This is a genomic window from Mycetocola zhadangensis (assembly GCF_003668565.1).
Taxonomy (GTDB): domain Bacteria; phylum Actinomycetota; class Actinomycetes; order Actinomycetales; family Microbacteriaceae; genus Mycetocola_A; species Mycetocola_A zhadangensis.
Map to the genome: position 1 here is coordinate 188,970 of NZ_RCWJ01000004.1, position 16,405 is coordinate 205,374.

Annotated in this window: 13 protein-coding genes; 2 read left to right on the forward strand and 11 right to left on the reverse strand. The window is 62.7% G+C overall.

All coding sequences use genetic code 11. From position 1 onward, the window contains the following. Positions 1 to 9: 9 nt before the first annotated feature. The 6 genes from D9V28_RS13660 to D9V28_RS13685 all read right to left on the reverse strand — a co-directional run bounded on the left by D9V28_RS13660 (position 10) and on the right by D9V28_RS13685 (position 10,003). A complete protein-coding gene (locus D9V28_RS13660) occupies positions 10 to 3,003 on the reverse strand; it encodes an FtsK/SpoIIIE domain-containing protein (RefSeq protein ID WP_121660306.1) in 2,994 nt (997 codons plus the stop codon). 91 nt (positions 3,004 to 3,094) lie between these two features. Further along, a complete protein-coding gene (locus D9V28_RS13665; protein WP_229728101.1) occupies positions 3,095 to 3,892 on the reverse strand; it encodes a PP2C family protein-serine/threonine phosphatase in 798 nt (265 codons plus the stop codon). An 88-nt stretch (positions 3,893 to 3,980) separates the two neighbouring features. Then, on the reverse strand, positions 3,981 to 5,129 hold the full coding sequence (locus D9V28_RS13670; RefSeq protein WP_121660307.1) for a DUF4192 domain-containing protein: 1,149 nt from the start codon (positions 5,127 to 5,129) through the stop codon (positions 3,981 to 3,983). Positions 5,130 to 5,221: 92 nt separating this feature from the next. Beyond that, positions 5,222 to 7,201 carry an ABC transporter ATP-binding protein gene (locus D9V28_RS13675; protein ID WP_121660308.1) on the reverse strand — a complete coding sequence of 660 codons (1,980 nt, stop codon included), beginning with the start codon at positions 7,199 to 7,201 and terminating at the stop codon, positions 5,222 to 5,224. Then, on the reverse strand, positions 7,198 to 8,931 hold the full coding sequence (locus D9V28_RS13680) for an ABC transporter ATP-binding protein (RefSeq protein ID WP_121660309.1): 1,734 nt from the start codon (positions 8,929 to 8,931) through the stop codon (positions 7,198 to 7,200). The genes D9V28_RS13675 and D9V28_RS13680 overlap by 4 nt, the downstream gene beginning before the upstream one ends. An 88-nt stretch (positions 8,932 to 9,019) precedes the next feature. After that, complete coding sequence (locus tag D9V28_RS13685) at positions 9,020 to 10,003, reverse strand: aldo/keto reductase (protein ID WP_121660310.1); 984 nt, start codon at positions 10,001 to 10,003, stop codon at positions 9,020 to 9,022. A 111-nt stretch (positions 10,004 to 10,114) separates the two neighbouring features. Here D9V28_RS13685 and D9V28_RS13690 point away from each other — a divergent pair, with 111 nt between their 5' ends. Continuing rightward, positions 10,115 to 10,681: a methylated-DNA--[protein]-cysteine S-methyltransferase gene (locus D9V28_RS13690; RefSeq protein ID WP_121660427.1), complete on the forward strand. Its 567-nt coding sequence runs from the start codon at positions 10,115 to 10,117 to the stop codon at positions 10,679 to 10,681. A gap of 20 nt (positions 10,682 to 10,701) precedes the next feature. Next, complete coding sequence (locus D9V28_RS13695; RefSeq protein ID WP_371870011.1) at positions 10,702 to 11,304, forward strand: DNA-3-methyladenine glycosylase I; 603 nt, start codon at positions 10,702 to 10,704, stop codon at positions 11,302 to 11,304. 21 nt (positions 11,305 to 11,325) lie between these two features. Here D9V28_RS13695 and D9V28_RS13700 read toward each other — a convergent pair whose 3' ends face one another. From D9V28_RS13700 to atpA, 5 genes are read right to left on the reverse strand one after another with little or no spacing between them, the layout of a single operon-like run. Continuing rightward, positions 11,326 to 12,081: a YaaA family protein gene (locus tag D9V28_RS13700; protein WP_121660311.1), complete on the reverse strand. Its 756-nt coding sequence runs from the start codon at positions 12,079 to 12,081 to the stop codon at positions 11,326 to 11,328. A 29-nt stretch (positions 12,082 to 12,110) separates the two neighbouring features. Continuing rightward, positions 12,111 to 12,374, reverse strand: coding sequence for a F0F1 ATP synthase subunit epsilon (locus D9V28_RS13705; RefSeq protein WP_121660312.1), 264 nt, complete (start codon positions 12,372 to 12,374; stop codon positions 12,111 to 12,113). 2 nt (positions 12,375 to 12,376) lie between these two features. Next, positions 12,377 to 13,840 (reverse strand): F0F1 ATP synthase subunit beta, encoded by a 1,464-nt coding sequence (atpD, locus tag D9V28_RS13710; RefSeq protein WP_121660313.1) that lies wholly within the window; start codon positions 13,838 to 13,840, stop codon positions 12,377 to 12,379. Positions 13,841 to 13,858: 18 nt separating this feature from the next. Next, positions 13,859 to 14,758 carry a F0F1 ATP synthase subunit gamma gene (locus D9V28_RS13715; protein WP_121660314.1) on the reverse strand — a complete coding sequence of 300 codons (900 nt, stop codon included), beginning with the start codon at positions 14,756 to 14,758 and terminating at the stop codon, positions 13,859 to 13,861. A 3-nt stretch (positions 14,759 to 14,761) separates the two neighbouring features. Then, complete coding sequence (atpA, locus tag D9V28_RS13720) at positions 14,762 to 16,399, reverse strand: F0F1 ATP synthase subunit alpha (protein WP_121660315.1); 1,638 nt, start codon at positions 16,397 to 16,399, stop codon at positions 14,762 to 14,764. Positions 16,400 to 16,405 lie beyond the last annotated feature (6 nt).

Consider the following 16,405-nt stretch of genomic DNA (forward strand, 5'->3'; position numbering starts at 1 on the left):
ACCGCCGGGTCAGTCGAGACGAACGCGCATGGGCCGCCCTCCGGGCGGCAGATGCCAGGCGTGCCCGGGAACCGCCAACAGCGGAGGCAGTTCGCGGCGTTTGGTGAGCGCGCGGTATTCGGACACCGAGCACCCCTCGAGAACGAGATCCGCACTCTGCCGCAAAGCCGAGAACAGCGCCCACTGGGCCTGCCAGTCCTCGCTGTCTCCGATCAACACCACAGGGCCTGGCAGATCGAGCGCCAGGTCGGCGACGGAGAGCCGGGCGGCACCGTCGAGGGAGGCCACCCGGAGCTTTCCCCGTTCCATTGCCTCGGGATTGCCGGCGAGAAGAAGTTCGGTTCGACGTTGCGGGAATGGGCACACCACGAGAGTGATGGCGTGCGCGTGAAAGTCATAGTGTGGCGCTGTCGTGTTCCGACCATGACGACTTCGGCGCGGAACCCGACCCAACGAATCGCCGTCTGAATCGACACTGTTCCCCGGGAGGGCGATCTGCACGGTTGCACCCCGCCAGGTGGCGTTGCCCGGCCCCCTGTTCGCCACCCACGTTGCGCTCTCCCCTCCCGTCATCAGATGTTCCTGCCTGTTCGCCACACGAAGGACCAGGAGCGCTCCAGCGAAACCAGACAGCGCACCGAGGGATCCGGTGAGCCGCTGGGCGGTGAGCATCGACCAGAGCGACAGGCGAGGACCGTCCCTCAGAATTTCAACGACAGCATCCCGCAGCTTCGTCCCATACTCGTCGTCCATCCGCGCGAAGATCGAGTCGAGGTCGTCGATGAGCAGCAGAGTTCTCTGACCGGGGTCGAGCCCGGTTCGAAGTCGAGCGGCAAGACCGGTCACAACATCCCAGGTCTCTTCATCGTCGGTGCCGACGCGCACGAACGTCCACGGCGCGTGCCCCGATCGGGCCGTCGTGACCTCGGCGGTCACCACATCGAGGAGTGTCGTCTTCCCTGACCGCGCCGTCCCGACCACCAGAACACTTCCGTCCACCTCGGGGCGCCAGACGGCGGTGTCCTGACGTTGCATCCCTGGTAGGTCTGCAAGTCCCAGACGGATGCCATCGGCTGGCTCCAGATCCTCCAGTGCGATCCGCGAAGGAAGGGGATCGAGCCACGGCCTCCGGACCGGAACGGTCACTGGAGTGGAATGCGTGATCTGGTCGATCTCGGGCTGCGTCACCGTCGCGACCTGTACCCGACTCACGACGCCACCCGAGGCGAGAATGAGGCGTCCGGGCTGGTCGGGCTGGAGCTGAGCAGCCGCGTCGGTGCCAACGACCGCAACACTGTCGCTTCGATCATGCACGCGCAACGACAGTCGCAGCCCGCAGTTCGCCAGCAATGAGTCCTTCATCACTCCGACCGGTCGTTGTGTGCAGAGGATGAGGTGCATTCCGAGAGAGCGTCCCCTCGCGGCGATGTCGACAAACAGCGCAGAAAGTTCGCTGAACCCGTCGAGCATGGCAGCGAATTCGTCCACAACGATGACGAGTCGCGGAAAAGCGCCACGGGCCTCAGCGATGTCTCGGCAGCCGAGTTCGCTGAGCATCCGTTCCCTGTAACGGACCTCAGCGCTCAGGCTGGCAAGTGCACGGGTCGCGGCGACCTCGTCCAGGTCGGTGAGCACGCCGACAACGTGCGGCAGCGACTGCAGAGGAGCGAAAGCACTTCCTCCCTTGAAGTCGACGAGCAGGAAGTTGACCTCGTCCGTCGAATGCTGAAGCGCCACACTGGCCACCCAGGTTGCGAGCAATTCACTCTTCCCGCTGCCCGTCGTTCCTCCGACGATGGCGTGTGGACCATCGCGAACGATGTCGACAGTGGCCGGCCCTGATGCGCCGAGCCCGATCACAGCGAGCAACGATGTCCCGGCCCCCGCGCCCCGGATCTGTTTGGTCGTTGCTGATTCGTGGGCCTCGCGAAAACTCACTGTGCCTGGCAGGTCCGCTGGGGCGTGCATCACACCGCGACGCTGGGCAAGCTCGGCCAGTGACCGCGCGTACTGGCCGCACTCGGCTGAGGTCACCAACTCGACATCAATCGATTGCGTTCGAGGCGTGCCTGTTCTGGAGCCCGATGGAACGTCTGGGGCGAGCCGGTGCAGGAGCGCGGTGCCGATGCTGGAAATCTCAAGAACCACGCCGCATGAGGTGGGGACGCTGTCGATGGCGTCGGCAACCACGAGGAGAATTGCCGTGTCACCCGCGTGTGGTCCACGGTCGGACTCGGAGGCGTTCCGTTCATCGAGCAGACTCGAGGTGAGATCACGGACCTGGATCGTCACTTCGGCGGATTCGGTCTGCGTGTGCGGGAGTACCGATGCCCAATCCCAGCCGTCACCGTCAACACGGACGGCAGCGGTATCAGGTGGCATCGCGTTGCACAGCTGGAGCAGGATTCCCCTGGCACAGGCGCGGGCGAGGGTCGGCGGACCGACGACACCGAGCCCGCGCGTCGCGTCGACGGGAACGGGCACACCCGTAACGTGCCTGGCTTTCTGACGGAGCGCCAGGGTGTCATCCGAATCGACCGCCCCCTCCAGTCGAAGTTCGCTCGGCAGCGTTCCGGTTCCGAGCACCACGCGCGAGCGCAGCGCCCCCGAAGCGCGCCAGCGGCTGAAGCGAGCGTTTCCGGCCGGGTCTGTGGCGTCCAGGAGAACGCGGGCGCTCGGCTGGGCAGCCTTTCTTTCCGCACGCTCGGTGTCCAACCGGGACTCGATGAGATCCGCTATGTGGTTCATTTTCCTGGCGTGGGCCGTGAGGTCTTTCTTCAGCCGCCTACCGGTGGACCATCGTGAGTCGAGAACACTGGCGATGGCGATGACAGGACCGAGCGCCGCGAAAATGAGCGCAAACGGAGAGCGGGTGACCAGCCAAATGAGAACGGAGACGATCACGGGGGCCAGGGCTGCCATCAGCGGGAACGGGGACGGCGGAGCTCGAACCGGGCGCTGCGGAAGAACGATGTGGTCGTCTGCCGGCGCTGGAACGCTCATGGGTCCAGAACAGCACGCGGTACAGCCGACCTGTCAGCTCGCGACGAAACTGCGAGATCCGGAGCCGCCGAACCGTGCTGTGAAGGAGGTGCTAGGAGTTCGCAATCAGCAGTTCATCGAGAACGATGGCGCTGATGTTGTCGCGCCCGCCGTTCTCAAGGGCTGCATCGACGAGCGACCGAACCGCGTCCTCCGGTGTCGGAGCCTGAAGGAGGAAGTGGCGAAGACCGAAGTCCGTGAGCTCTTTGGTCAGTCCGTCTGAGCAGACGAGCCAGCGCGCCTTGTCCTGGGCCGGAACATCCGTGTAGTCAGGAAGCGGCTCGTCTGAGAAGCCGACGGCGCGGGTGATGACATTCCCGTGGGGGTGTGATTCCGCTTCGTCAGGGGTGATCGCGCCGATGGAAATAAGTTCCTGCACCACCGAATGATCGAGTGTCACCTGGACCAGCTCATCACCGAAGAGCCGATACACCCGGGAATCTCCGATGTTGAAGACCGTCCATGACGGAACGTCGTTGTTTTCACCGGACAGCCCGAAGACGATTCCCGTCACGGTTGTGCCGGTGCCGAGGTCGGATTTACCGACCTGCTCGAGCATGTCGCTGACGGCGGCACGAAGTGCGTTCTCGACGGCCTCCCGATCGACGGTCTCGCCTGACGCCACACGTTCGGCCAGACGCGCGATGACCGCGGCGCTGGCAACCTCGCCTGCCTCGTGGCCGCCCATGCCGTCTGCAACGGCGAAGATGGGGTAGTCAACGATGAGTGCGTCCTGGTTGACCTGACGTTTTCGACCTGTGTCGGTCACGCTCGCCCATGACAGCGTCAGGGACTGTCCGGTCGGTACGTCGACGACATACGAATCGGTACGTACGTCGATCTCAGTCACGCAGTCGTCCTCTCACGGTGCCAGAGCGCGTCGCCCCTCTCGTCGATAATACCGGCGGAATGCGTGACTATGTTGCTTCAGCCCCCGTTCACTGCTCAATTGCTGCTTCAGGGAGCGCTTCAGGTGGAACATCGAACGCCCAATCGGGAAGGTGCCCCGTGCGCAGCATGGTGTTGAGCAGGTCGGCGAGGCCGTAGTCAGGGTCGATCGCCTGTGCCTGCTGTATCCACATGCCGGCGATTGAGCCGGCGCCGAGCGCCCAATGCAGCCACCCGATCATTGTGAGCAGCGGCGGATTTGTGGATTGCGACAACCGGGCAGCTGCGTGTTTCAGCACGGCGAGTGCCCGCCGGATGCGCTCCGGCTCAGGCCGGGGCATGTCCCATCCGCCGAGCGCGCCAGCTCCCGGCATTGCGCTGATATCTTCTCCCGCTGTGAACATCCGCTGGGTGAGCGCGCACTCATCACCCGCCGACGTACCCCACCCCCACGTGATGAGGAAGATATCCCTCACGGCGGGGCTCTGCACCAAATACGCGAGGAGCGCGGCGTCCTTCTCCGCCTCGACACCGGTAGCCGGGGCGGTCACCAAATCGTCGGCAAAAGCAACGATGTCGCCGTCGAAGCCGTACTCCCAGTAAAGGACAGGGGCGAGCTCAGCACTCTCGCGAAGAAGTTCCAGTTCGCGAAAGCGCCTCGACACTTCTTCGCGGCTTCCCTCGTCGGCGACCTCGAGGGTCGCCTGGTCATTCACGAGTGTGCGCGCCGGCGGTTCGGGCGCGCCTGATCGGTTCTGACGGGCGGCAGCTTGCGTGATGAGGTCGAGCGGGAGCCCGCCTCTGGGACAGTCGCCGAGGTAACTCCCCCAGCCGTCTGACGCAACACAGAGCGCGTCCCTCACCAGGAAGCCGTGGTATCGAGCCCTGGTGGTCAGGTTCGTCACCAGCGCTCGACGCGGGAGTCCTGAATACCGCTCGAAGGTGTCATCCGTGTAGATGACAGGCACCATCGCGTCGACACCGGGGATCTTGCAGACCATGCCAAGCATGGTGGTCGCGAACGATTTACGAACCGATGCCGGTGCGTCCTCAGGCGGAAGGTCGATGCGCAGCGCACCGCACGTGCGGTTGCCGCGGAAAGCAACGAGCACGATGCTTTCGTGGGGTTGGAACCCGGCCAGTGTCGGCACGAGGGCGAGAAAGTCGGAAGCATCGTGAGCTTGAATGATCGTGGTCATGACGGCAGTCTTGTCCGCAGGAAACGCTGCGGCTGCTCGGACCGGCGTTCTGTGGACAACCAGAAATCAGCTGAGACTGTGGAAACTGCCGGTCAGGCCTCGTCGACAGCTGTGGCCTGTGCGAACTGCGAGTTGTACAGCGAGTAGTACGCTCCACCGGAAGCGAGCAGTTCTGTGTGCGTTCCCTGCTCGACAATCGCGCCAGATTCCATCACGAGGATCAGGTCGGCGTCACGGATCGTCGACAGGCGGTGAGCGATGACAAAGCTCGTCCGGTCCTGCCGCAGTGTCGACATCGCCTTTTGAACGAGCAGTTCGGTGCGCGTGTCAACTGAACTGGTCGCCTCATCCAGGATGAGCACGCTCGGCTTCGCCAGGAACGCACGCGCGATGGTCAGCAACTGCTTCTCACCTGCAGACACGTTCGACGCCTCGTCATCCAGAACCGTGTCGTACCCGTTTGGAAGGGAATGCACGAAACGGTCGACGTATGTGGCTTTCGCGGCGTCGAGTATTTCTGCTTCAGTGGCATCCGGCCGGCCGTAGGCAATGTTGTCGCGGATTGTGCCGCCGAAGAGCCAGGTGTCCTGGAGCACCATGCCGGTTCGCGCACGCAGGTCTCGGCGCGTCATGTCTCGAATGTTCACACCGTCAAGGGTGATGCGCCCGGAGTCCAGTTCGTAGAAACGCATGATGAGGTTCACGAGAGTGGTCTTGCCCGCACCCGTCGGGCCGACGATCGCAATGGTCTGCCCCGGCTCGGCAACGAGATGAAGGTTCGAGATAAGCGGCTTGTCGGCTGAGTAGCTGAACGACACATCCTCGAAAACCAGCCGACCTCGACCGGCTGGAGGGGTCACCGGCTGGGCCGGGTCCGTCGACTGTTCCTCGGCGTCGAACAGTTCAAAGACACGTTCAGCGGATGCAACGCCAGACTGCAGCAGGTTGGCCATCGACCCGAGCTGTGTCAGCGGTTGAGTGAACTGCCGGGAGTACTGGATGAACGCCTGCACGCTGCCGAGGCTGATCGCCCCTGTCGCCACCTGAAGTCCGCCGACGACCGCGATTCCGACGTAGACGAGGTTTCCGACGAACATCATCGACGGCATGATGATGCCCGAGATGAACTGGGCGCCGAAACTGGTCTCGTAGAGTTCCTCATTCTTGGCCCGGAACTTCGAGCCGACCTCTCGAGAGCGCCCGAACACCTTCACGATCGCGTGGCCCGAGTACATCTCTTCGATCTGCGCGTTGAGTTGCCCCGTGTGCGCCCACTGATCGACGAACTTTTTTTGCGAGCGCTTGGCGATGACAGCTGTGATGAAAACGGTTGCGGGGATCGTGATCAGGGCGATGCAGGCGAGCAAGGGCGAGATCGAGAACATGGCGAGAAGCACGCCGATCACGGTCAGCAGCGAAACGAGCACCTGGCTGAGGGTCTGCTGCAGTGTTTGGGAGATGTTGTCGATGTCGTTCGTCACCCGGCTGAGAAGTTCGCCGCGCTGCATCTTGTCGAAGTATTTCAGCGGCAGCCGGTTGATCTTCGACTCGACGTCTTCACGAAGCCGATACATCGTGCGTTGCACAACAGTGTTGAGCACGAGCGCCTGAATCCATCCGAAGAGGAAGGCACCGACGTAGATAGCCAGGACGAGCAACAGGACACGGGAGAGCGCGGCGAAGTCGATGCCGCTTCCCGGGTCGAGGTTCATGCCGCTGAGCATGTCCGCCCGCTCGGTGTCGCCGGAGAGCCGGAGCCCGTCGACAACCTGCTCCTGGGTGACACCTGCAGGCAGGCTTTTGGACACCACTCCTTCGAAAAGGATGTTCGTGGCGTCGCCAAGAATCTTGGGCCCGATCACCGAGAGGGTGACACTGACCACGGCAAGCAGGGTCACAAGGACGAGTTTCGCCCGCTCCGGCCGGAGACGACCGAGCAGTCGTTTGGCGCTCGGGCCGAAGTTCATGCTCTTTTCTGCGGGCATCCCTGCGCCGCCGAACGGTCCGCCACCGCGTGGTGGACGCGCAGGAACGCGGGTCTCTGCCGAATCGTCGACGTCGGTGTCGCTCATGCCGCCTCCTCAACCGTCAGTTGCGATTCGACGATCTCGCGGTAGGTGTCGCTCGAATCGAGCAGTTCGGTGTGGGTGCCGCTCCCGACGATGACGCCGTCCTCGAGCACGAGGATCTGGTCGGCGTCGCGGATGGTTGTCACCCTCTGGGCGACGATGACCTGCGTTGCTCCGGCCACGTCGCGGTCAAGCGCAGCACGAAGGCGCGCGTCTGTGGCCAGGTCGAGCGCCGAGAACGAGTCGTCAAACACGTACACCTCGGGACGTTTGACGAGCGCCCGGGCGATGGCTAGCCGTTGCCGCTGCCCCCCAGACACATTCGTGCCGCCCTGCGTGATCGGCGCTTCCAGTTTCTCGGGCAATGCCTCAACGAAATCACGCGCCTGCGCTGTGTCGAGAGCCGCCCAGAGTTCGTCGTCAGTGGCATCCGGTTTTCCATACCGAAGATTGGATGCGACGGTGCCGGTGAACAGGTACGGCCGCTGCGGGACGATACCGATTTTGGACCAGAGCAGGTCCTGGTCGGTGTCATCGACGGGAACACCGTCGACGAGCACCCGCCCGCCTGTCGCGTCGAAGAGACGCGGGAGCAGGTTGACGAGAGTGGTCTTGCCCGATCCTGTCGATCCGATGATGGCGGTCTTCGTTCCCGGCTCGACCGTGAAGGTGAGGTCATGAAGCACCGGCTGTTCGGCGCCGGGGTACGAGAACTCGACCTGCTGGAAGTCGATGCGCCCGGCCGCATCCAGGGTGGTCACCGGGTTCGCTGGCTGACGCACTGTTGAATCCGTTCCGAGCACCTCCCCGATCCGATCCGCACTGACAGCAGCACGTGGAATCATCACGGCCATGAACGTCGCCATCATCACGGCCATCAGGATCTGCATCAGGTATTGCAGGAACGCCATCACAGTGCCCACCTGCATCGAGCCGTCTTCGATGCGGAACGCACCGAACCACAGCACGGCGATGCTCGACACGTTGAGGATGAGCATCACGATCGGGAACATGAGCGCCATCAGGCGACCGACGCGAAGCCCAACATCCGTCAATTCGTCATTTGCTCTTTCGAACCGCGCCGTTTCCTCGTTCTCGCGCACGAACGCCCGAACCACCCGGATGCCGGTGAGCTGCTCACGCATGACCTGGTTGACGCGGTCGATCCGACGCTGCATGGACTGGAACAACGGCACCATCCGCACGATGATGAGGCCGACGCAAATCAACAGCACCGGAATGGCGACGGCCATCAGCCACGACAGCTCGAGGTCAAGCCTGAGGGCCATCACCACACCACCGATCGCCAGAATCGGCGCGGACACCATCAGCGTGCAGGTCATCAGCACGAGCATCTGCACCTGCTGCACGTCGTTGGTGCTGCGCGTGATGAGCGACGGCGCGCCGAACTTCGACACCTCACGCTCGGAGAAATCGGCGACCTGCGTGAACACCGACTCGCGAATGTCACGACCGAGCCGCATCGCCGCTTTCGCACCGAAGTACACGGCTGCAATGGCGCAGGCAACCTGAAGCAGGGTGATGCCAAGCATCATCGCCCCCACGCGCAGGATGTACTCGGTGTCCCCCTGCGCAATACCGTTGTCGATGATGTCGGCGTTGAGGGTCGGCAGGTAGAGCGATGCGATCGACTGCGCCAGTTGAAAAATGACGACACCGACGAGAAGTGGCCAGTGCGGCCTCAGGTAACGTCCGACCAGTTTTGCGAGCATGAGAATCCTTGTCCGGGACGCCGGCACGGCATCAGCGCCGACGTCACGCAGGCGAGCCTAGTCGAGCGCGACTGCTCTCAGCAGGCCGTCACGCGTTCTGATCTTCGCGGGGAGCGAACAGGTCGCCGATCGTGAACAGTTCTTCGAGAGACGGATGCCACGACGCGGCTGCGGTCGCGTTCTGGACTATCTGCTCTGGACGGGTGGCACCGGCGATGACACTTGTAAGGTTCGGTTGGGCGAGCAGCCAGGCGAACGTCGCTTCCAGCATGGTGATGCCGCGGTTCTCACAGAACTTTTCGTACTTCTCGATCGCGTCCCACGGTGCGCTGTCGAGGAGGTAGCTGCGCTGGCGCACGATGCGGCTGTCTGACGGTCCGCCGTTCCTGCTGAACTTGCCGGTGAAGAGCCCGTTGTAGAGCGGAAAGTACGGCAGGAAGCCTATGTTGTATTTGCTCAGCACCGGGAACAGTTCGCGTTCCGCGTCGCGAACGATGAGGCTGAACTCGTTCTGCGATGAGATGAACTTCGGGTGGGAGGTCAGCTCGGCCGTGAGTTCTGCCTCGACCACTTGCCAGGCGGCGAGGTTTGAGTGGCCGATGTATCGGACCTTGCCCTCGGTGATGAGGTCGTCGAGAGCCGCGAGGGTCTCCTCGATCGGGGTGAGTGGGTCTGGCGTGTGCAGCTGGTACAGGTCGATCCAGTCCGTCTGCAGGCGGCGAAGTGACGCTTCCACGGCGAGCCTCACGTAGCGCCTTGACCCCTTTGCTCCCCAGCCCGGCAAGCCGACGTCGGCGCCTGAATGGCCAAATTTGGTGGCGAGAACGACGTTGTCGCGGTGCCCGAGGAGCGCGTTGCCCATCAGGGTTTCGCTGAGCCCCGGCTCCTTGCCGTACATGTCGGCCGTGTCGAACAGGGTGACGCCGGCATCGATCGCCGCGGAGACGACAGCGTTCGTGCCCTCCTGCGTTTCACTTGCTGTGCCGAGCCGTCCGAAGTTGTTACACCCGAGTCCGATCGTTGACACCCTGAGGCCACTGTTTCCGAGGTTGCGGTATTCGATGTCTGCCATGGAATCAGGCTACCGGCCGGTATTCCTCCACAGCGAGTGCGTGCAGAGATTGCGTCCACCGGGCAGAGAAATGCTGTCGAACCTGCACTGCGTGACCATACGGTCGTCGTCATGACACCACGACGCCAGGCAGTTGATCCTCTCCCCTCCCTGTTCGACCGACCGGTCGGTCTGATTCGTTCCTCGTGCCCGCTCGGCCGGATCGAGCTGACAAGCGACGGAACCTCGGTCACGACCCTCGCACTCGAACGCCGAGCCGAGCTCCCCCACGATGGCTTCCGCGAATCATCGCTCGACGTGCTGGTGACAGCGCTGGAACAGATCGCGGAGTACTTCGATGGCACCCGACGAAGCTTCGACGTTCCACTTTCGCCCGTCGGCACGCCATTCCAATTGGCCGTGTGGACCGGCCTCGCCGGAATCGGCTTCGGCGAAGCGAAAACATACGGCCAGCTCGGTCACGAAATCGGTGCCGGCCCGGCAGGACGCGCCATCGGAAGCGCCGTTCGCGCCAACAAGCTGCCCCTGCTTGTCCCCTGCCACCGGGTGCTGGCCGCCGGCGGACGAATCACCGGCTACACCCAGGGCAGCGGTGTTCCAACCAAACAGTGGCTGCTTGAGCACGAGGGAATCGACTACAGGGCACCCGCTCGACCGAGCACACTTCAGATCGCGTGAGCCGCGCTCCGGCCGCGTCGGTGCTCGCCGCTAATGTGGTGCTCGTGCCCCTCTCCACCTCGCTCATCACAGGCCCTGATGGCCGAAACCGCTGTGCCTGGTCTGGCACCGACAGCGAGTACATGCGTTACCACGATGAGGAATGGGGCACCCCTCTCATCGGTGACCACCCGGTATTCGAGAAAATCAGCCTCGAGGGGTTTCAGGCGGGCCTGAGCTGGATCACGATTCTTCGACGACGCCCGGCCTTTCGCCAGGCCTTCGCGGATTTCGACATCGAGGCGGTCGCTGCTTTCACCGACGCTGACGTGGAAGAGCTGGTCGGAAACGCGGCCATCATCCGGCACCGAGGCAAGATCAGCGCGGTCATTTCCAACGCGCGCGCCACCCTTGCCCTCGACGACAGCCTCTCAGACCTTGTCTGGAGCTTCCAGCCGAAACCGCTTCACCGTCGACCGAAGACCCTGGCGGAGATCCCCGCGATCACTGCCGAGTCAGCGGCGCTGAGCGTGGCACTGAAAAAGCGGGGATTCCGGTTCGTCGGACCGACCACGATGTATGCACTCATGCAATCAGCCGGCCTCGTCGACGACCACGTGGAGGGGTGTTGGCGAGCCGGTTGACGGCATCCGTTTGACTGTTGATCAGACGAGAAGCGCCAACTCCTGCTTTCCGGATGCCGGGTAAAGGCGTTCGAGCCGGAACCCCGCCTTCGGCGCCCAGGCGCAGAGTTCATCTGCGGTGGCGAACGGGACGCGAGCCTCGAGTAAAGCACGGGTGAACTCGCCCTTGGCCTTCTTGTTGAAGTGGTTGAGGGCGCGACGTGAACCGTCAGGTCCGTCGGTCAGAACCCGCAAGTAGAACGAGTACGGCGTCGCCGGAGCTGGCCCAAGGGCGACGTAGGCCTCAGAACGCATGTCGAGGAGCAAGCCATCGTGCGCGGCGAGGGCTTCTCTGATCGGCGACGCCCAGTGGCGCTTCATCGGCCGTCCGGGGACGCGGGAATCGTGCGACAGTCGGTATGCGGGAATGGGATCCAACGCGCCAATCGGGCCGAACAAGGCGGCATGCACGAGAACGTGTCGTGCCGCGAACTCTCGAGCCTCGGCGTCCAGGGTGCTCGCATCAAGCGCGTCGAAGAGCACTCCGGTGTACCTGTCGATCGCAGGCATCGTCGGGGACTGCCAGAGTTCTCTGTTGACGCTGACTTCAGCGTGTTGTTTCGGCCCGAGCTTGAGCGCGGCGATGGTCGCGTCGGGATCGGCCGCAAGCTCAACAACGTCGTTCGTGAGTTGACGACGCGCCTCGGTGAGTTCTGGGAACCGCAGGTCCGCCAGCGACAGCGAACGCCCCGTGCCACCCGCTCGCTTCGTCTCAGACGGAGGGAGCAGGATAAGCACGGGGCGTTGCGGGGAGCCTTGCGGCGGTGTTACTTGACCAGGCTGGCGTTGCCAGCCACGATCGTCACTGTGTTGTTCTCAACGGAGAGGAACCCGTCGGCAGCCATAGCGGTGACTTTGTCGCCGTTCTCGGCCGTGACGCGAACTTCACCCTCAGCGAGGATGGCAAGCATCGGTTCGTGGCCGGGAAGAATACCGATCTCTCCCTCGACAGTCCGAGCGATGACCATAGAAGCGGTCCCTGACCATACTTCCGAGTCTGCCCCGACAACACTGACCTTGAGCGAAGCCATGACTAGCCGTTCTCCTTCTGGATACGAGCCCAGGCCTCTTCGACGTCGTTGATTCCACCGACGTTGAAGAACGCCTGCTCAGCAACGTGGTCGAACTCACCATCGGCGATAGCCGAGAAGGATTCGATGGTCTCCTTGAGCGGAACCGTGGAACCCTCAACACCGGTGAACTTCTTCGCCATGTAGGTGTTCTGCGAGAGGAACTGCTGGATGCGACGAGCACGGGCAACCGTGATCTTGTCTTCTTCGCTCAGCTCGTCAACACCGAGGATCGCGATGATTTCCTGGAGTTCCTTGTTCTTCTGCAGGATCGCCTTGACGCGAACGGCGGTGTTGTAGTGGTCATCACCGATGTAGCGCGGGTCGAGGATACGGCTGGTCGAGGTCAGCGGGTCGATCGCGGGGTACAGACCCTTTGATGCGATCTCACGAGACAGCTCTGTGGTGGCGTCGAGGTGCGCGAACGTCGTTGCCGGGGCCGGGTCGGTGTAGTCGTCAGCCGGCACGTAGATTGCCTGCAGAGACGTGATCGAGTGGCCACGGGTCGAGGTGATGCGCTCCTGGAGGATACCCATCTCGTCGGCGAGGTTCGGCTGGTAACCCACTGCGGACGGCATACGTCCGAGAAGGGTGGAGACCTCGGAACCGGCCTGCGTGAAGCGGAAGATGTTGTCGATGAACAACAGCACATCCTGCTTCTGCACGTCGCGGAAGTACTCAGCCATGGTGAGTGCCGAAAGCGCGACGCGGAGTCGCGTTCCTGGCGGCTCGTCCATCTGGCCGAAGACAAGCGCGGTCTTGTCGAAGACGCCTGCTTCTTCCATTTCGGCGATGAGGTCGTTACCTTCACGGGTACGCTCACCGACACCGGCGAACACCGACACACCACCGTGGTCCTGCGCAACGCGCTGGATCATTTCCTGGATGAGGACTGTCTTACCGACACCAGCACCACCGAACAGACCGATCTTTCCACCCTGCACGTACGGGGTGAGGAGGTCGATCGACTTGATGCCGGTTTCGAAGAGTTCCGTCTTCGACTCAAGCTGGTCGAATGCCGGTGGCTTGCGGTGGATCGGCCAGCGCTCGGTGATCTCGATCTTTTCGCCTGGTTCGGCGTTGAGAACGTCACCGATGACGTTGAAGACCTTGCCCTTGGTGATGTCGCCGACCGGAACCGTGATCGGCTCTCCGGTGTCGGTCACTTCCTGGCCTCGGACGAGTCCGTCCGTCGGGTTCAGCGCGATGGCGCGGATCAGGTCGTCGCCGAGGTGCTGTGCAACCTCGAGCGTCAGGGTCTGGGTCACGCCGGCCATGTTGACCGTGGTCTTCAGCGCGTTGTAGATACCGGGGATCGCATCGTGCGGGAACTCGATGTCAACAACCGGACCCGTCACGCGGGCGACACGACCGATGGAACCGGCCTTCACCTCGCCTGTGTCCTGAGCGGTGGCAATGTCTGTCATGCTCTTCTTCTCTCTTGGTTACTTGGCGGACGACAGTGCGTCTGCGCCGCCGACAATCTCGGAAATCTGCTGGGTGATCTCGGCCTGACGAGCGTTATTACGCAGACGGGTGTAGTCCGTGATCAGCTTGTCTGCGTTGTCACTTGCCGAGCTCATCGCCTTCTGCGTCGCCGCGTGCTTCGCAGCAGCGGACTGAAGCAGAGCGTTGAAGATGCGGCTCTCGATGTAGACAGGCAACAGCGCGTCAAGAACATCGCCCGCATCCGGCTCGAACTCGTAGAGCGGCAGAATGGCGTTGTCTTCGATCTCGTCGACGCCCTCAACCACCTCAAGTGGCAGCAAACGCACGACCTCGGGAACCTGACTCATCATGCTGACCAGACGGTTGTAAACGATGTGGATTTCGTCCACTCCGCCCTCAGACGCGTCAAGCACGAATTTCTCGAGCAGCGCCGCGCTGATTTCCTGCGCGGTGGCAAAGGTGGGGTTTTCGCTTTCGCCGACCCACTGGCCCTCTGAGGCACGCTTGCGGAACGTGAAGTATCCGACTGCCTTGCGCCCGATGAGGTAGAAGACAACGTCCTTGCCCTGGCTGCGCAGCAGCTCGGCCAGCTCGTTGGCTTCACGCAGCACCTGCGAGTTGAACGCACCGGCGAGGCCGCGGTCGGATGCAAAGATCACGACAGCGGCTCGCTCGATGGTTTCAGGCTCGGTGGTGAGCACGTGGTCGACGTTTGAGTACGTCGCCACGGCGCTCACCGCACGTGTTATCGCTCGAGAGTATGGCCCTGAGGCTGCGACGCGCGCCTGCGCTTTTGCAATGCGCGAGGCGGCGATGAGCTCCATCGCCTTTGTGATCTTCTTAGTCGTCTGCGCAGAGCGAATCTTCTGCGTATAGACCCGAAGTTGAGCACCCATTGTTTAGCGACGTCCCTTGACGATCTTTTCCTGGTTGACGTCTTCAGCCGGCAGTTCGGTGAACTGCTCAGAACCCGGTCCGTTGAGGGGCTTGCCCTCGCCGGTCTGGAATTCCTTCTTGAAGGCATCGACGGCAGCATCGAGCTCGTCGACGATGTCGTCGGTGAGCACGTTGGTGTCGCGCAGCTTCGTCAACACCTGGGTGTTGCGACCGAGGTAGTCGTGGAGTTCGCTCTCGAACCGCAGGATGTCCTCAACCGGTACTTCGTCGAGCTTGCCCTTGGTGCCGGCCCAGATGGAAACCACCTGGTTCTCGACGGGGAACGGCGAGTACTGCGGCTGGCGAAGCAGCTCGGTGAGCCGGGCTCCACGAGCGAGCTGACGACGGCTAGCCGGGTCAAGGTCGGATGCGAACATCGCGAATGCTTCGAGTGACCGGTACTGAGCCAGTTCAAGCTTCAGCGTTCCTGAGACCTTCTTGATGCTCTTGACCTGAGCGTCACCACCAACACGCGACACCGAGATTCCTACGTCAACAGCTGGACGCTGGTTGGCGTTGAACAGGTCGGACTGAAGGAAGATCTGGCCGTCGGTGATCGAGATCACGTTGGTGGGGATGTATGCCGAGACGTCGTTGGCCTTGGTCTCGATGAGCGGAAGACCGGTCATTGAGCCAGCACCCAGTTCATCGGAGAGTTTGGCGCAACGCTCGAGCAGGCGGGAGTGCAGGTAGAACACGTCACCGGGGTATGCCTCGCGTCCTGGCGGACGGCGGAGAAGCAGCGATACGGCGCGGTAGGCCTCAGCCTGCTTCGACAGGTCATCGAAGACGATGAGGACGTGCTTGCCGCCGTACATCCAGTGCTGGCCGATGGCCGATCCGGTGTAGGGAGCGAGGTACTTGAAACCTGCGGGGTCAGACGCGGGAGCAGCAACGATCGTCGTGTACTCCATAGCGCCGGCTTCTTCGAGCGATGCCTTGATGGCAGCGATCGTTGAGCCCTTCTGGCCGATGGCGACGTAGATGCAACGAACCTGCTTGTTGACGTCGCCGGATTCCCAGTTCGCCTTCTGGTTGATGATCGTGTCGATGGCGATCGCCGACTTTCCAGTCTGGCGGTCACCAATGATCAACTGACGCTGGCCGCGGCCGATCGGAATCATGGCGTCGATTGCCTTGATACCGGTCTGCATCGGCTCGTGCACGCTCTTGCGCTGCATGACGCCAGGCGCCTGAAGCTCGAGAGCGCGGCGCGTTTCAGCCTTGATCTCACCGAGACCGTCGATCGGAGCACCGAGCGGGTCGACGACACGGCCGAGGAACGCGTCTCCGACCGGAGTCGACAGCACCTCTCCGGTGCGAGTGACCTCCATGCCTTCGACGATTCCGTTGAACTCGCCGAGCACAACGACACCGATTTCGTTCTCGTCGAGGTTCTGTGCGAGTCCGAGCGTGCCATCCGAGAAGCGGATGAGCTCATTTGCCATGACGCCTGGCAGGCCCTCGACGTGGGCGATTCCGTCGCCTGCGTCGACGACACGACCGACCTCGGTGCTCGAAAGCTGGCCGGGATCATAGGACTTGACGAAGTCCTTGAGCGCGTCGCGGATCTCATCCGGGCTGATCGATAGTTCTGCCATTCTCTT